At 63.4% G+C, this 15,135-nt stretch carries 13 protein-coding genes; 7 read left to right on the top strand and 6 right to left on the bottom strand.

The genetic code is table 11. The features are described 5' to 3' along the window. Positions 1-63 precede the first annotated feature (63 nt). The 3 genes from N7568_RS17225 to N7568_RS17235 all read right to left on the bottom strand — a co-directional run bounded on the left by N7568_RS17225 (position 64) and on the right by N7568_RS17235 (position 4,180). Positions 64-936 carry an NAD-dependent epimerase/dehydratase family protein gene (locus tag N7568_RS17225; protein ID WP_261611004.1) on the bottom strand — a complete coding sequence of 291 codons (873 nt, stop codon included), beginning with the start codon at positions 934-936 and terminating at the stop codon, positions 64-66. A gap of 378 nt (positions 937-1,314) precedes the next feature. Further along, the gene (locus N7568_RS17230) at positions 1,315-3,468 is read right to left on the bottom strand and encodes an HNH endonuclease signature motif containing protein (protein WP_261611005.1); all 2,154 of its coding nucleotides are present in this window, start codon (positions 3,466-3,468) and stop codon (positions 1,315-1,317) included. Between the two features lie 79 nt (positions 3,469-3,547). Then, positions 3,548-4,180 (bottom strand): SACE_7040 family transcriptional regulator, encoded by a 633-nt coding sequence (locus N7568_RS17235; protein WP_261611006.1) that lies wholly within the window; start codon positions 4,178-4,180, stop codon positions 3,548-3,550. Positions 4,181-4,317: 137 nt separating this feature from the next. On the opposite strand from N7568_RS17235, the gene N7568_RS17240 reads away from it, so the two are divergent. The 7 genes from N7568_RS17240 to N7568_RS17270 are packed head-to-tail and all read left to right on the top strand — an operon-like array spanning position 4,318 to position 12,178. After that, positions 4,318-5,928, top strand: a complete 1,611-nt coding sequence (locus N7568_RS17240) for a carboxyl transferase domain-containing protein (RefSeq protein WP_261611007.1) — start codon at positions 4,318-4,320, stop codon at positions 5,926-5,928. Positions 5,929-5,930: 2 nt separating this feature from the next. Next, complete coding sequence (locus tag N7568_RS17245; protein WP_261611008.1) at positions 5,931-8,081, top strand: acetyl/propionyl/methylcrotonyl-CoA carboxylase subunit alpha; 2,151 nt, start codon at positions 5,931-5,933, stop codon at positions 8,079-8,081. Then, complete coding sequence (locus tag N7568_RS17250; RefSeq protein ID WP_261611009.1) at positions 8,078-9,241, top strand: acyl-CoA dehydrogenase family protein; 1,164 nt, start codon at positions 8,078-8,080, stop codon at positions 9,239-9,241. Before N7568_RS17245 ends, N7568_RS17250 begins: the two co-directional genes overlap by 4 nt. Before the next feature lie 20 nt (positions 9,242-9,261). After that, positions 9,262-10,044: a CoA transferase subunit A gene (locus N7568_RS17255; protein WP_261611010.1), complete on the top strand. Its 783-nt coding sequence runs from the start codon at positions 9,262-9,264 to the stop codon at positions 10,042-10,044. A 2-nt stretch (positions 10,045-10,046) separates the two neighbouring features. Further along, positions 10,047-10,799 (top strand): CoA transferase subunit B, encoded by a 753-nt coding sequence (locus N7568_RS17260; protein WP_261611011.1) that lies wholly within the window; start codon positions 10,047-10,049, stop codon positions 10,797-10,799. Then, positions 10,796-11,281, top strand: a complete 486-nt coding sequence (locus tag N7568_RS17265) for a MaoC family dehydratase (RefSeq protein ID WP_261611012.1) — start codon at positions 10,796-10,798, stop codon at positions 11,279-11,281. Before N7568_RS17260 ends, N7568_RS17265 begins: the two co-directional genes overlap by 4 nt. 39 nt (positions 11,282-11,320) lie before the next feature. After that, the gene (locus tag N7568_RS17270; RefSeq protein ID WP_261611013.1) at positions 11,321-12,178 is read left to right on the top strand and encodes an HpcH/HpaI aldolase/citrate lyase family protein; all 858 of its coding nucleotides are present in this window, start codon (positions 11,321-11,323) and stop codon (positions 12,176-12,178) included. Positions 12,179-12,265: 87 nt separating this feature from the next. Here N7568_RS17270 and N7568_RS17275 read toward each other — a convergent pair whose 3' ends face one another. The 3 genes from N7568_RS17275 to N7568_RS17285 are packed head-to-tail and all read right to left on the bottom strand — an operon-like array spanning position 12,266 to position 15,134. Continuing rightward, positions 12,266-13,378 carry a Gfo/Idh/MocA family protein gene (locus N7568_RS17275; RefSeq protein WP_261611117.1) on the bottom strand — a complete coding sequence of 371 codons (1,113 nt, stop codon included), beginning with the start codon at positions 13,376-13,378 and terminating at the stop codon, positions 12,266-12,268. A 2-nt stretch (positions 13,379-13,380) separates the two neighbouring features. Then, the gene (locus tag N7568_RS17280) at positions 13,381-14,082 is read right to left on the bottom strand and encodes a ThuA domain-containing protein (protein ID WP_261611014.1); all 702 of its coding nucleotides are present in this window, start codon (positions 14,080-14,082) and stop codon (positions 13,381-13,383) included. Positions 14,083-14,129: 47 nt separating this feature from the next. Continuing rightward, the gene (locus N7568_RS17285) at positions 14,130-15,134 is read right to left on the bottom strand and encodes a sugar phosphate isomerase/epimerase family protein (RefSeq protein WP_261611015.1); all 1,005 of its coding nucleotides are present in this window, start codon (positions 15,132-15,134) and stop codon (positions 14,130-14,132) included. Between the last annotated feature and the right edge of the window lies 1 nt (position 15,135).

The raw sequence follows: 15,135 nt of genomic DNA on the forward strand, positions 1-15,135 counted from the left end.
CCATCCCTTTACGAGTGCTTGCAGGAAACTGCGGTTAGGGGATGGGCCGTCGCGCGTCAGGTGTCAATCCTCGGTTGGCGTGGTGCGGTTGGAGTGAACGTTGCGCCAGCTGTGCTCCGGTTCGAAGCCCAACAGCCTGCGCGCCTTGTCGATGGACAGCATGGTTTCGTGCTCGCCCAGTTCCTTGAGGACCTCGACGCCGGGAAACACTTCCGCGGCCAGTTTGGCGCTGCTTCGGCTCATCACGGTGTCGGCGGCGGCGATGATAAACGTCTCGAAGCCCGGTTCCCCGTGTTCAAGGGCACGTACTACTGCGAGGGCACCGTCCCGGGCATCAATGTAACCCCACAGATTCCATTTGCGCAGTGTGGCATCGGTGTCGAAGGACGGGAAAGCCTCGTAGTCTTCGGGGTCCATGACGTTGGAGAACCGCAGTGCCGTGATGCTCAGCTTCGGGTCCCAGCGGGTGAGCTGGATGGCCATCTGCTCCTCGAGGTGCTTGACAAGTGAGTAAGTGCTTTCCGGGCGCGCTGCATACTCCTCGTCCACGGGAATGTATGGAGGGTCGATATCGAAGGGGAGGCCCAGTACGGTCTCGCTGGAGGCATAGACCACCTTCTTGATACCCGCGCGTCGTGCCGCTTGGAAGACGTTGTAGGTGGAGACCATGTTGTTCTCGAAAATCGCGGCGTCGGGGGCCAGCCCTGGTGCCGGGATGGCAGCTAGGTGAACTATTGCGTCCAGGCCGTCATGTTGGTCGTCCAGGCCCATGATGACGTCAAGGACCTGCCCGTAGTTGCGGAGATCCACGTTGACATAGCCCTTGCCACGGGTGCCGGCACGGTCAATGTTGAGCACTTGGTGGCCATCCTGCGTGAGTCGCCGGACCACGCTCCTACCCAGTTTTCCGCTTCCGCCGGTGACGGCAATCCTCATTGTGTGCTCCTTGATTGTGGCTGGACCTTGACCCTGTGCCCTGTCGATTCAGCTGCTGAGTAGAGTCAGCAAGGTTCGAGTTTCAGCCTAGGCGGGGAGGCGGCAGAAAACAGCCTCACAGGCTGGCCCTGCGAGTCCTAGGAAGACACGACCGACCCAAGGGAATTCGAGTACACCAATTCGAGTACACCAAAAGGGTTGCCTCTCGCTCGGCAGTTTTCACGGGGCAGCTTCTTTTGCCCTGGCACAACTTTCACCTGCACAGCACAGCACAGACACAACTTTCACCTTCGCAGCACAGAACCGGACGCACCCTGCGTCAGGTCTGGACCCCACACACCGTTATTCAGACAGTCCCCCCACCCTCGTCGGGCGGGTTTATGTTCTGTGGGGTGTGTGGTGGTGGTTGCGTCGGGGTGTTTGGTTTGGGTCGATGTGGGGTGGGGGGATGAACCAGGGGACGCCTGTGGTCATGTTGATGCGCCATTGTTCTTTGTGGATGAGGTGGTGGTGGTGGCTGCAGAGCAGGGTGCCGTTGTTGGTTGAGGTGGTGCCGCCGTGGGACCAGTAGGTGGTGTGGTGTGCTTCGCACCAGGGGGCGGGGATGGTGCAGTCGGGGAAGGCGCAGCCGCCGTCGCGGGCGGTGATGGCTTTGCGGATGTGGGGTGGGAAGATCCGGGTGGTCCGGCCGATGTCCAGGATCCGGGAGTCGCTGCCGAGCAGGACGGGGATGATGTCGGCGTCGCAGGCGATTTTGCGGATGGTGTCAGGGTGGATCGGGCCGGTGAACGTCGCTGTTCCTGTGCTGAGGGGGTCCCGGGTTGTGTCCGTGTCCGGGTGGACGGGGCCGGTGAACGTTGCGGCTCCTGTCCCTGTCCCTGTCCCTGTGCCTGTGTCTGTGTCTGTGTCTGTGTCTGTGTGTGTCCTGGTGCCGGGCTGTTTCGGTGCCGTTCCGGTGCTTTCGTGCTGGTTGTGCTGTTGGTGGTCTTGGACTCGTTCGAAGAGGTCGCGGTGGTCGATGGTGACGGTGAGTTGGGGTCGGAGTCCGCCGTTGGAGGGCAGTTTCCCGGTGCTCATCGCGACGCTGCAGGCGCCGGTGAGGCCGTTGAGGTGTTTCTGGGGCCGGGTGCGGCGGTCCAGGTCCGGGCTGGCAGTCCCGGTTACGGTGTTCGCCTCGTGCTGGTGGGTGGTGAGGCGGGGGTTGGTGGCGGCGTTCATGGCGGTGGCGAGGGTTTCGTATTGTTCGTCGGTGGCGAAGATTTCGAGGTGGTGGAGTCCGTGGCGGCGTCGGCGGCGGAGGAACGCGCCTTGGAATTGGCGGAGGGTTTCTTCGGTGGGTTCGGGGCCGTCTTGGTCGATCCTGTCGGCCCAGCGTTTGGCCATTTTGGTGACGAAGTCCGGGTCGGTTTCGATGGCGGTGGTGGTGAGGGCGTGTTCCATCCGGGCGATGGTGTCCTGGTCGGTGAGGTTCCGGACTTTGTCCAGGGCGGTGCTGATGATGGTCGCGGACCGGGACGGCACCAGCGCTGAGGAGAGGGCTGCGGCGAGGACTTCGCGGCGGGCCGGGATTTCCTGTCCGGTCATGCCCGTCTGGGGGAGGATGTCGGGGGCGAGGGCAAGCCTGCGCCGGGCCTCGCCAATGCCGATCCGCAACCGTGCCCGCAGGAACTCGGCCGCGTTCCGGTACCCATCATCCAAAACACTGGCCGCCCCCGGAACTGTTGCCCCCGGAACCGTTGCGCCCGTGTCGGTTCCATTCGTTGGCTCTTCCGGTGCTTCACTCCAGCCCGTCCGCCATTCCGGAGCGGCAGCCGAGGACCCCGGCTTCGTTTGCTGAGCTTCCGTCCGGGACCGTTCCACCGCCTGCGCCGCAACAACCTGCAAGTACTCCACACACCGGGAGATCTCCTCCACCCGGCCGGCAAAATCAGCAGCCTCAACAAACCCCAACAGAGAAGCCTCATCCGAGGCGGACAAGCGTGCGGAGTCCAGAAGTACAGCGCTGTCGTTAAGAAGCTCTGTCAGGTTCAGCCCGCCAGATGCCTTGGGACCAGGACGCTGAGTGTCGAAACGTCGGATCGGCTGATCATAGTCCTCGCTGGAGCCGGTCCAGGTTTCCCGCCGGGGGACGGGCGTCGATTCGGCGTTGTCTGCCGCCGTGCCAACCCTCGGGGCGCCGTTGTGCCCGGTATCTGCGGGGTTGGCGTCGGTGGACTCTGAAGCCCGGGCTGACTTGGCCTTGCCGTTGAGCTGCTTTGGGCTGTTGAACCCGCCAGCACCCTTGAATAGGCCAGTACCGTTGAGTCGCCCAGCGTCTTTGTGTGGCCAGTCGCCGTAGAACCGGCGAGTACTTTTGGCCAGTCCAGAGCCATGGAACTGTCCGATCACGGTGATGGGCGCCGTCGAATCCTTAAACCCGGCCTTGAGCAAGTCCGGCATGCTCAGAATGCGCTGTGAACGAACCCTGGCCAGGGCAGCCACAGCAGGGGACGATTCCGCCCACGATGCCGTCCACTCCGCCGGTTTCTCCATGAATAAATCTTTTCATCGGGGTCTGACATTTTTAGCGGGACGTTGAATGACCGCTCCAACCTCCCGAACAACCCCGGAATTATTCTGAAGTCAGAGCCGCCAAGGCCATCTGTTCCAGGATCGGGCGGGCCGACTTCACTGCGATCTTCCTGCCGTGGTGGCGCACGGAGTGGGGTGTGGAGTTGATCAACCCAAAGGCGGCGTGTGCGCGGACCCGGAGGCCGGGGACATCTGCATCCGTATGAATGCGGGCCAGGACGTCAACCCACGTTTCGACGTAACTGCGCTGGAGGGATCTGACCTCTGCCTGGTCTGCGTCGCTGAGACTTCCGAAGTCCCGGTCCTGGACCCGGATGACATCGGGATTGCTAAGGGCGAAATCGACCTGGAACTGGATGAGCCCCTTGAGCGCGGACCGGGGATCGTCCGATTCCGATACCACCCGCAATCCGCCGTCCAGGAGGTCGCGGCTGACGCTGAGCAGAAGTTCGCCCAGGACCGCTTGCTTCCCGGGAAAGTGACGGTAGACGGCGGGACCGCTGACTCCCGCGGCAGCACCGAGGTCTTCGAGCGACACCCTGGTGAAGCCATTCTCCGCAAAGAGTGCTGCAGCAGCCGACAACAAAGCGAGGCGTCGGAGCTCCTTGGCCTGCCCCCGCTGCGTGGCGGCAGGGCGGTTGCCATCAATGCTTGTTTCCGGGCCTCCGGTCACGTTCTCCTCCTAGGCGCCAGTCCCGGCGCGGCGGGCGCTCCGCTGTGCTGGACATCACAGTTAATAAAGACTAACCTAAATTTCAGTTACGTGGCACTAACCGAAATGGCCTGTGGCCGGGAATGGAACAGGGGTCGATGGAGACAATTGCCAGCCTGACGGGAGCCGCCAGCGGCACCTTTGATGCCAACCAATCGGCACAACTGGCGTTGGTGGAGGAACTGAAGGAGCGCCTGGCGACGGCGGCCCTCGGTGGCCCGGCAAAGTCCAGGGAGCGGCATATCGCCCGCGGAAAGCTTCTTCCGAGGGAACGCATCGATTACCTGCTGGATGACGGCAGCCCGTTCCTCGAGATCGCACCCTTGGCCGCGAACGGCATGTACAACGACGATTCCCCAGGGGCCGGTGTGATTGCAGGCATTGGCTTGGTCCATGGTCGGCCCGTCCTGGTGATCTCCAATGACGCTACGGTCAAGGGCGGCACCTACTATCCCATGACGGTGAAGAAGCACCTCCGGGCGCAGGAAATCGCCCTGGAGAACAAGCTTCCCTGCATCTACCTGGTGGATTCCGGGGGAGCGTTCCTGCCCAAACAGGACGAGGTTTTCCCGGATAAGGAACACTTCGGCCGGATCTTTTACAACCAGGCCAGGATGTCTGCTGCCAAGATTCCGCAGATTGCTTCAGTGATGGGTTCCTGCACCGCGGGTGGCGCCTATGTGCCGGCCATGAGCGACGAGACGGTCATCGTCAGGAACCAGGGCACCATCTTCCTGGGTGGCCCGCCGTTGGTCAAAGCAGCCATTGGCGAGATCGTCACTGCCGAGGAACTGGGTGGCGGCGACGTTCACTCCCGGATTTCCGGTGTCACCGACCATCTGGCCGAGAACGACCAACACGCGCTGGAAATCGTCCGGGACATCGTCGCGACGTTGCCGAAGCCGGCCCAGCCGGCCTGGGACGTGTCCGACGTCGTCCTGCCGCCTGTCGTCGACCCTTCAGAGATCTACGGTGTAGTTCCCACGGACGTCAACGCGCAATACGACGTCCGCGAAGTTATTGCCAGGCTGGTGGACGGCTCCGAATTCCACGAGTTCAAGAAGAACTACGGCACCACCCTGGTGACCGGCTTCGCGCACCTGCATGGCCATCCTGTGGGCATCGTAGCCAACAACGGCGTCCTCTTCAGCGAATCCTCGCTCAAAGGCGCGCACTTCATTGAGCTCTGCGATCAGCGCGGTATTCCGCTGATCTTCCTGCAGAACCTCTCCGGGTTCATGGTGGGCAAGGACTATGAGCAGGGCGGCATCGCCAAGAACGGGGCCAAGATGGTCACCGCGGTGGCCACAGCGCGAGTGCCCAAACTGACAGTGGTGATCGGTGGATCGTTCGGTGCCGGCAACTACTCCATGTGCGGCCGGGCGTACTCGCCGCGCTTCCTGTGGATGTGGCCGGCTGCCCGCATCTCGGTCATGGGCGGAAACCAAGCTTCCAGCGTCCTGGCCACCGTCAAAAGGGACCAGTATGAGGCGGCTGGCCAGGAATGGTCCGCCGAGGACGAAGAAGCTTTCAAGGCTCCCATCAAGCAGCAGTACGAGGACCAAGGGAGCCCCTACTACTCCACGGCCCGGCTCTGGGACGACGGCATTATCGACCCCGCCGACACCCGGCGGGTCCTGGGCATGGCCCTGGACATCGTCTCCCGCCAACAACTGCCCGAGACCTCCTTCGGCCTCTTCAGGATGTGACCATGACCCTGCCAACAACAGCCACAGCCCCTCCCCAGGCGGCAGTCCGAAACTTCAGTGCCGTCCTTGTTGCCAACCGCGGTGAGATCGCCTGCCGGGTCATCAGGACCCTGAAGGAGATGGGTATCCGCTCCGTCGCGGTGTACTCGGACGCGGACAAAGATGCCAGGCACGTGGCCCTCGCTGATACCGCCGTTGCGATTGGTGGCACGGCGCCCTCTGAGAGCTACCTGAAGATCGACGCCATCATCGATGCATGCCGCCGCAGTGGGGCCGAGGCCGTGCACCCGGGATACGGCTTCCTTTCCGAGAATGTGGAGTTTGCCAAAGCACTGGACGCCGCGGGCATCACCTTCATCGGGCCCGGTATTGGGGCCATTGAAGTGATGGGAGACAAAATCCGCTCCAAGAACCACGTGATGGCCTACGACGTCCCGTGCGTTCCCGGCATTGCCAAGCCCGGACTCACCGACCAGGAATTGATCGCGGCGGCGCCCGAAGTCGGCTTCCCCTTGCTGATCAAACCCTCTGCAGGTGGCGGTGGCAAAGGCATGCATGTGGTGGAACGGGCCGAAGACCTGGCCTCCACGCTGGTCACCGCACGGCGTGTGGCTGCATCCGCTTTTGGAGACGACACCCTTTTCCTGGAGCGGCTTATCCGCGCTCCCCGGCACATCGAGGTCCAGGTCCTGGCCGACAACCACGGCAATGTCATCCACCTCGGCGAGCGCGAGTGCTCACTCCAACGCCGGCACCAGAAGGTCATTGAGGAAGCCCCATCCGCTCTCTTCGAATCACTGCCGGACGGTGCCGCCCAGCGGGCACGGATCGGTGAGGCAGCCTGCAATGCCGCTCGCTCCGTCAACTACAGCGGCGCGGGCACCGTCGAGTTCCTGGTATCTGATGAACACCCGGACGAGTTCTTTTTCATGGAGATGAACACCCGGCTGCAGGTGGAGCACCCGGTCACCGAGATGGTCACGGGCATCGACCTCGTTGCCTGGCAGGTGAGGATCGCCGCCGGTGAGGTGCTCACCGTGGCGCAGTCCGACGTCGTGCTTGACGGCCACGCTGTGGAGGCGCGGGTCTACGCAGAGGTGCCCGAGCGGAATTTCATGCCATCGATGGGGCGCATCGTGGCGCTCGCCGAGCAAGGCGCGGCCGATGCAACCGTGTCCGGTCAGCAGCGGACCCACGCCAATGTGCGGATCGACTCTGCCATGCGGGACAACCTGCAGATCACGGGCGACTACGATCCCATGCTCGCCAAGGTCATTTCGTGGGGGGTGGACAGGGCAGCGGCGCTGGATACCTTGGACGCTGCCCTTGGTCGGTACACCCTGCTGGGTGTTGATACGAATGTCGAGTACCTGCGCCTGCTGATCAACGATCCGGACGTCCGGGCAGGGCACCTGGACACCGGGCTGATTGAGCGCAAGCTGCCGGCCATGGAATTCAGGCATGCCGGCCCCCGCGAACTGATCGCCGCCGGCCTCACTTTGTGGCTTGAACGCACGGGCCCGGCGCTCGCGGGTGACGCGTGGAGGAAGCCTGATTCCTGGCGCGTCAGTGGCCGCGGGGCGTGGACTATCACACTCGGCGTCCCGGGCGGCGGACTCGCCACAGTGTCCATCACCGAGGCGGACGGTACCGTGACAGCCACCGTCGACGACGGTGCCGGCGCCGCTGCACGCGTCAAGGTATTGGACCGCACTGCGGACACCATTGTGGTTGAGTTCGACGACGGTCCCGCCACCTTCGCGGTGGGCGTGGCCGGCGACGCCGTCCATCTGGGCAACGATGGCTGGTCCTGCCGGCTGGAAGTCCTGGACCGGACGGAGCGCCTGCGCCGCTTGCTCGCCGGCATCCAGCGCGAAGAAGGGCAAGCGGATCCGGAAGTGCGCTCGCCGATGCCTGGAACCGTGGTGTCGGTATCCGTGGCCGACGGAGACACCGTTGATGAAGGGCAGGCGCTCCTGTCCGTGGAGGCCATGAAGATGGAGCACCAACTTCTGGCCTCTGTATCCGGCACTGTCCGCCTCACCAGCAAACCCGGGGACCTGGTCAAAGCAGACCAGGTACTCGCCACCATTCACGTAGCCGCCCCCGAAGACACGGCCGGCAAGAACACAGACAAGGAAATCCAGCCATGAGCACCTTCGAACTTAATGAGGAATACCAGGACCTCAGCGACTCCGTCCGCGAGTTCGCCGACGAGGTAGTGGCTCCGGTTTCCGCCAAGCACGACGAAGAGCACAGCTTCCCCTACGAAGTGGTGAAGCAGATGGGGGAGATGGGCCTGTTCGGCCTGCCGTTCCCAGAGGAGTTCGGCGGCATGGGCGGAGACTACTTCGCGCTGGCCCTGGCACTGGAACAGCTGGGCCGTGTTGACCAGTCGGTGGCCATCACCCTGGAAGCCGGGGTTTCCTTGGGTGCCATGCCGGTGTACCGCTTCGGGACGGACGCGCAAAAAGAAGAGTGGCTGCCGCAGCTGGCGTCCGGGCGTTCGCTGGCTGGCTTCGGTTTGACCGAGCGCGAGGCCGGTTCTGATGCCGGCGGCACCAAGACCAACGCCCACCTGGAAAACGGCGAATGGGTGATCAACGGCAACAAGGAGTTCATCACCAACTCCGGTACTGACATCACCACGCTGGTCACCGTCACGGCAGTCACGGGCCGGAAGGAAAACGCTGACGGCAGCACCAAGAAGGAAATCTCCACCATCCTGGTGCCCACGGACACGCCCGGGTTCACTGCGGAAAAGCCGTACAACAAGGTGGGGTGGAACGCCTCCGACACCCACCCGCTCACCCTGGACAACGTCCGCGTCCCTGAAGCGAACCTGCTGGGCGAGCGCGGCCGGGGCTACGCGAACTTCCTGTCCATCCTGGATGAAGGCCGCATCGCGATCGCTGCGCTGGCCACCGGTGCGGCCCAGGGATGCGTGGATTTGTCCGTGAAGTATGCCAAGGAACGCAGCGCCTTTGGCCAGAACATCGGCAAGTACCAGGCCATCCAGTTCAAGATCGCACGGATGCAGGCCAGGGCCCACACAGCCCGTTTGGCGTACTACGACGCCGCTTCCAGGATGCTCGCCGGCAAGCCGTTCAAGACCGAAGCGGCCATCGCTAAGATGGTCGCAGGCGAGGCAGCCATGGATAACGCGCGGGACGCCACCCAGGTGTTCGGCGGCTACGGCTTCATCAACGAATTCACGGTGGCACGGCATTACCGCGACTCCAAGATCCTTGAAATCGGGGAGGGCACCACCGAGGTCCAGTTGATGCTCATCGCCCGCGAGCTGGGTCTGTAACCGTACGGGAAGGATCAAGGATGATTGACAAGGTTGTTGCCAGCGCCGCTGAAGCGGTGAAGGACATCCCGGACGGAGCTTCGCTGGCCGTTGGTGGTTTTGGCTTGTGCGGTATCCCTGTCTCGCTGATTGACGCGCTCCACGGCCAAGGCACCACCGATCTTGAGACAGTCAGCAACAACTGCGGCGTGGATGACTGGGGGTTGGGGATCCTCCTCAGGGACGGACGCATCCGCCGGACCATCAGCTCGTACGTGGGCGAGAACAAAGAGTTTGCCCGGCAGTATCTGGCGGGGGAGTTGGAGGTGGTTCTCACGCCGCAGGGCACCTTGGCCGAGAAACTGCGCGCCGGCGGTGCGGGCATCCCGGCCTTTTACACCAAGGCGGGTGTGGGAACCCAGGTGTCCGACGGCGGCCTTCCGCAAAAGTACGACGCCGACGGTAACGTTGCGCTCGCCTCGTCTCCGAAGGAGGTGCGCACCTTCAATGATTCCGACTACGTCCTTGAAGAGTCCCTGACGCCGGACTTCGGGCTGGTCCATGCCTGGAAAGGCGATCGCCACGGGAACCTTGTCTTTCACGCGACGGCCATGAACTTCAACCCGCTCTGCGCCATGGCCGCCAAAACCACCATCGCCGAGGTGGAGGAGCTCGTGGAACCCGGTGAGCTGGACCCGGAACACATCCACACACCCGGCATTTTCGTGCAGCGCGTAGTGGTGGCACCGTCCAACGAGAAGCGGATCGAGAAGCGCACGGTGGCGTTATCCGGATCGGCAAGCAGCCAACAGGCAGGAGCCTAGCCATGGAATCAAACAGCCTCCAGGACCTGCCGCCCCGCCCCGAAGCCGTGCGGCACGAATACCGTCGCGCCGACGTCGAACATCACGAATCAAAGGGCTGGACCCGCAACGAACTGGCCGCCCGCGTGGCCCAGGAACTGACCAATGGCCAGTATGTAAACCTCGGTATCGGCATGCCCACCCTGATTCCCAACTACATCCCCGACGGCGTGGAGGTCATTCTTCACTCCGAGAACGGCATCCTGGGCGTTGGACCTTATCCGGCGGAAGACAAGGTGGATCCGGACCTCATCAATGCGGGCAAGGAAACGGTCACGGTCAATGCCGGCGCCGCGTTCTTCGACTCGGCGTCGTCCTTCGGCATGATCCGCGGTGGGCACGTAGACGTTGCTGTCCTCGGCGCTATGGAAGTGGCCGCGAACGGCGATCTGGCCAACTGGATGATCCCCGGCAAGATGGTGAAGGGCATGGGTGGCGCCATGGACCTGGTGTTCGGTGCCAAGAAGGTCATCGTCATGATGGAACATGTGGACCGCAACGGCAGGCCGAAGATCGTCCAGGACTGTTCCCTGCCGCTCACGGGAAAGGGATGCGTGGACCGTATCATCACGGACCTTGCAGTGATCGACGTCGTCAAGGACGAAGGGGACCCGCGCCTTGTCCTCCGTGAACTGGCCCCCAATGTCACCCTCGACGATGTCGTGGCAGCAACCGGCGCCGAGCTGTTCGAAGAAGACCAGGAACTCACCGTATGACGCGGGTGGTGGAACAGCGAGGGTTGTATTTCGATGAACTTGAAGAGGGCGTGATTTATGCGCACAGGCCCGGACGCACCGTCACCGAGTCGGACAATGTCCTCTTCACCACCATGACCATGAACACCCAGGCGCTGCACCTGGACGCGGCCTGGAGTGCCGGGCAGCCGTTCGGGCAGCGTCTCATGAACTCGATGTTCACCCTGTCCACCATGGTGGGGCAGTCCGTGGCCCAACTGACGCAAGGGACCATCATCGCGCAGCTGGGGCTGACCGACGTCACCTTTCCGCACCCGCTGTATCACGGGGATACCCTGTACACGGAAACGGTGATCACCGAAAAACGGTTGTCGTCATCCCGTCCAGGACAGGGCGTGGTGACCATGCAGCACACCGGCCGCAACCAGGACGGATCTGTGGTGGCGTTGGCCACCCGGACCTGCTTGATGTGGACCAAGGAAGCGCACGCCGCGCAGTCCTAGTTTCTGTTCGTGTCAGCACTTCACCAGCAAGGAATCCGCATGCCTTCTCCCGACTTGTCCTCCACCACAGCGGCTTTGCCGTTCACCATGGGTCCAGCTCTCCTGTTCTGCCCCGCGGACAGGCCGGAGCGCTTCGGAAAGGCAGCTGACCGGTCTGACGCCGTCATCCTGGACCTGGAAGACGCCGTCGCTCCCGCAGACAAGCCGGCGGCCCGGGAGGCGATCCTCGAGCAGCCCGGCAGTGGTGGACTGGAGCCAAGCCGCACCATTATTCGGGTAAACCCCGTGGGAACACCGGAGTTCGACCTGGATCTCCAGGCCTTGGCGAACACGCAGTACCGAACCGTCATGCTGGCCAAGGCGGAGAGCGCAGAGCAGCTCAGGTCATTGGCGGGTTATCAGGTCATCGCGCTCTGCGAGACGGCGGCCGGCATCGTTAATGCTGCCTCGATCGCCGCCGAACCCAACGTCGTGGGACTCATGTGGGGTGCCGAAGACCTGCTGGCTTCCCTGGGCGGGCTCTCCAGCCGGAACGACGACGGCGGGTACCGGGCTGTCGCACTGCACTCGCGTTCCGCTGTACTGCTCGCCGCGAAGGCCGCGGGCAAGGAAGCCATCGACTCCGTGTATGTGAACATCCCGGACCTTGAAGGCCTGGGCGTGGAGTCCCGGGATGCGGTGGCCAGTGGCTTCGGTGCGAAGGCCTGCATCCACCCGAACCAGGTTGCCGTGGTCAGGGAAGCCTACGCGCCTACCCCCGAAGCCGTAGCCCAAGCGACCGAACTTCTGGACGCAGCGGCCGCCGCGGGCACGGGAGTGTTCCAGTTCAAGGGCAAAATGATCGACGGCCCCATCCTCAAGCACGCGGAAGCGACACTTCGCCGGGCACGGCGCTAACGACCAATCCGGCCCTTGTTCGCCCCACACACCGTAGAACGGTGGGATGAGCAAACAGGGGCCGGATTCGTTGGAGCGGCCTGAGCGCTAGGCGCGAACCGCCGTCGAGTGTTCCGCGAGTTCCGTCAGCTCAACAGTGGCGGGCCGTTCGGCCGTGCTCTTGATGGCCACCGCCTGCCCGCTCCGGGCTGATTCCAGCACCGATTCCATGACCTCCAGCGCATGGAACGCCAGCCGGCCACCGGCGCGGGGTTCCTGTCCTGCGGGTGTGGCCGCCAGGTCGGCAATGCCAAAGCCGCGGCCCGAGTCCACGTAGCCAGCCGAAACAGGGAGGGTCTCCCAGTTGTCGGCGCCCAGCGCGAAATGCTGCACGTCGCCGTCGAAATGGTTGGGGTCCGGCACGATGAGAGAACCCGTCTCACCGTGGATCTCAATGTTGGGACTCTTCGTCTTCACCGCGTCGAAGCTCATGAACAGCGTGGAAAGGGCTCCGGACGCGTGCACCAGGACACCGGTGACATGGGAGTCGATGCCCACCGGGACTTTTTGGCCCTCCCGCGGGCCGGAACCGATGGTGCGTTCGCTGCGCGTGTGGCTCGCCGCGCCCATCACTGACGCTACGGGTCCGAGCAGGGTGACCAGAGCCGAAACATAATACGGGCCCATGTCCAGGAGCGGTCCGCCGCCGGGCTGGTAGTAGAAGTCGGGGTTCGGGTGCCAGCGCTCGTGGCCTGGAGTGGCCATGGTGGCCGTAGCCGAAATGGGAGCGCCGATCAGGCCGTCGTCGATCGCTTTGCGGGCCGTTTGGATGCCGGTTCCCAGCACCGTGTCCGGGGCGCATCCCACCACTACTCCGGCAGCTGAGGCCGCGTCGAGGACCTCCTGCGCCTCCGCTGTGGTGGCAGCGAGCGGCTTCTCGCCGTAGACCGACTTACCGGCTGCGATGGCCTTGAGCGCGATGTCCGCGTGGGCTGCAGGGATGGTCAGGTTCAGGACAAGGTCTACGTCTTCTGCGGCCAGCAGTTCGTCCACAGTCAGGGCCCGAACGCCGTCGTACGAGTCGGCCACCGCCTGTGCCCGCGCCGGATCCAGGTCCGCCACCGCTACGAGGTTGATGGAATCCAGCCGGCGGAAGTTGGTCAGGTACTGGGCGATGATGGCACCACAGCCAATGATCCCTACCCTCAGTGGCTCTTCGATGCCTAGCGGGTTGCCCACAGCATGCCCCTTTCGATGATGGTGCGGACGTTGCTGTCCTGGAGTATTTCCACGCGGTGCCCGGGAGTGCAGACGAAGATCTTCCCCTTGCCCCACTGGCGGGTCCAGATGGCAGGTGAGGTGACTTCGCGGTTCCATGGGTCCCATTCACGGACCTTCTGGGTGGTGGTCGCAAGGACATCGATGTAGTCGTCGCTGAGGACCCAGTACTGCTCCGTGACGAGGTCGAAATCACTGATGCCCTCGGTGATGGGATGCGCGGCCGCATGGGGGAGCATGTTCACCGTGTAGGGCACGTAATTGTCTGGCTGCTCGCCGATCCGTTCGTCAGCGTGCTTACCCGGGTGGCAGGCAAACTGTCCACCGATCAGGTGCAGGTAGTCGGAGTTGTTGCGGTAGGAATCGGCGATGCCACCGTGCCAGCCAGCCAAGCCTGTGCCATTTTCGACGGCGGTGCGGAGCCCCTCGAACTCGTCCTTCTCGATGGTGGACATGGTCATGCACTGCACGATCAGGTCCACGCCGGCCATGTAGTCGGAATCGGCGTAGAGCTTGGGGGATTCCTCCACTCGAACGTCGTAGCCGTTGTCCTTCAGGTAGGGGAGGAACAGTTCGGTGGCTTCCACCGGCTGGTGTCCGTCCCAGCCGCCGCGAACCACCAGCGCTGTCTTGTTGTTGCTTGTCATGGTTTCCTTCGTTTCGGGGCGTTTGTTGGAGTCAGGGTTTGTTGCGTTCAGCGCGTCGCAAAAGCGGCATCGAAAGCGGCAGCCGGGGGGCGGATGGCGGCCAGTTTGCGGACCATGTCCAATGCCTGGGGAGCGCCGACCAGCCGGTCCATGCCAGCGTCCTCCCACTCAATGCTGGTGGGTCCTTCATAACCAATGGCGTTCAGCGTGCGAAAGATCGGCTCCCAGTTCACGTCGCCGTGGCCGGCCGTGACGAAATCCCAACCGCGGCGGGGATCTGCCCACGGCAGGTGGGATCCAAGACGGCCGTTCCGGCCATTGAGCTGCCGGACGGATTCCTTTACATGGACGTGGAAGATCTTGTCCGCAAAGTCCTGCAGGAACATCACCGGGTCCAGGTCCTGCCAGATGAAATGGGAGGGATCGAAGTTCAGGCCGAAGCCTTCCCTGTGCCCGATCGCGTCCAGCGTGCGCTTGGCCGTCCAGTAGTCATAGGCAATTTCCGACGGGTGGACTTCGAGGGCGAAACGGACCCCTGCTTCGTCGAATACGTCCATGATGGGATTCCAGCGGTCGGCAAAGTCCTGGTACCCGCGCTCGATCATGGCGTCCGAGGCAGGTGGGAACATCGCAACGCATTTCCAGATGGAAGAGCCGGTGAATCCCGTGACGGTCTTGACCCCAAGCCTCGCAGCTGCCCGGGCTGTGGTCTTCATGGCTTCGGCGGCCCGCTGCCTCACGCCTTCCGGTTCACCATCGCCCCACACTGCCGGAGCAAGGATATCCCTGTGCCGCTCATCGATGGGGTCGTCGCACACCGCTTGTCCGGTGAGGTGGTTGGCGATCGCGTGGACGCTCAGCTGGTGCTTTTCCAAAACGTCCAGCTTGCCCTGCAAGTAGGCGTCGTCCTCCACAATGCGCTGCGGATCCAGGTGATCGCCCCAACAGGCAATCTCCAAGCCGTCAAAGCCCCACTCGCCGGCCAGCCGCGCCACTTCCTCAAAGGGCAGGTCAGCCCACTGACCGGTGAAGAGGGTAATGGGTCGGGTCATG

The organism is Paenarthrobacter aurescens (genome assembly GCF_025421775.1).
Taxonomy (GTDB): Bacteria; Actinomycetota; Actinomycetes; order Actinomycetales; family Micrococcaceae; genus Arthrobacter; species Arthrobacter aurescens_B.

What these genes read in the sequence shown, in the direction of transcription:
- N7568_RS17225 (WP_261611004.1), bottom strand. Translation starts at nt 936, where the DNA reads ATGAGGATTGCCGTCACCGGCGGAAGCGGAAAACTGGGTAGGAGCGTG.
- N7568_RS17230 (WP_261611005.1), bottom strand. Translation starts at nt 3,468, where the DNA reads ATGGAGAAACCGGCGGAGTGGACGGCATCGTGGGCGGAATCGTCCCCT.
- N7568_RS17240 (WP_261611007.1), top strand. Translation starts at nt 4,318, where the DNA reads ATGGAGACAATTGCCAGCCTGACGGGAGCCGCCAGCGGCACCTTTGAT.
- N7568_RS17245 (WP_261611008.1), top strand. Translation starts at nt 5,931, where the DNA reads ATGACCCTGCCAACAACAGCCACAGCCCCTCCCCAGGCGGCAGTCCGA.
- N7568_RS17250 (WP_261611009.1), top strand. Translation starts at nt 8,078, where the DNA reads ATGAGCACCTTCGAACTTAATGAGGAATACCAGGACCTCAGCGACTCC.
- N7568_RS17255 (WP_261611010.1), top strand. Translation starts at nt 9,262, where the DNA reads ATGATTGACAAGGTTGTTGCCAGCGCCGCTGAAGCGGTGAAGGACATC.
- N7568_RS17260 (WP_261611011.1), top strand. Translation starts at nt 10,047, where the DNA reads ATGGAATCAAACAGCCTCCAGGACCTGCCGCCCCGCCCCGAAGCCGTG.
- N7568_RS17265 (WP_261611012.1), top strand. Translation starts at nt 10,796, where the DNA reads ATGACGCGGGTGGTGGAACAGCGAGGGTTGTATTTCGATGAACTTGAA.
- N7568_RS17270 (WP_261611013.1), top strand. Translation starts at nt 11,321, where the DNA reads ATGCCTTCTCCCGACTTGTCCTCCACCACAGCGGCTTTGCCGTTCACC.
- N7568_RS17280 (WP_261611014.1), bottom strand. Translation starts at nt 14,082, where the DNA reads ATGACAAGCAACAACAAGACAGCGCTGGTGGTTCGCGGCGGCTGGGAC.
- N7568_RS17285 (WP_261611015.1), bottom strand. Translation starts at nt 15,134, where the DNA reads ATGACCCGACCCATTACCCTCTTCACCGGTCAGTGGGCTGACCTGCCC.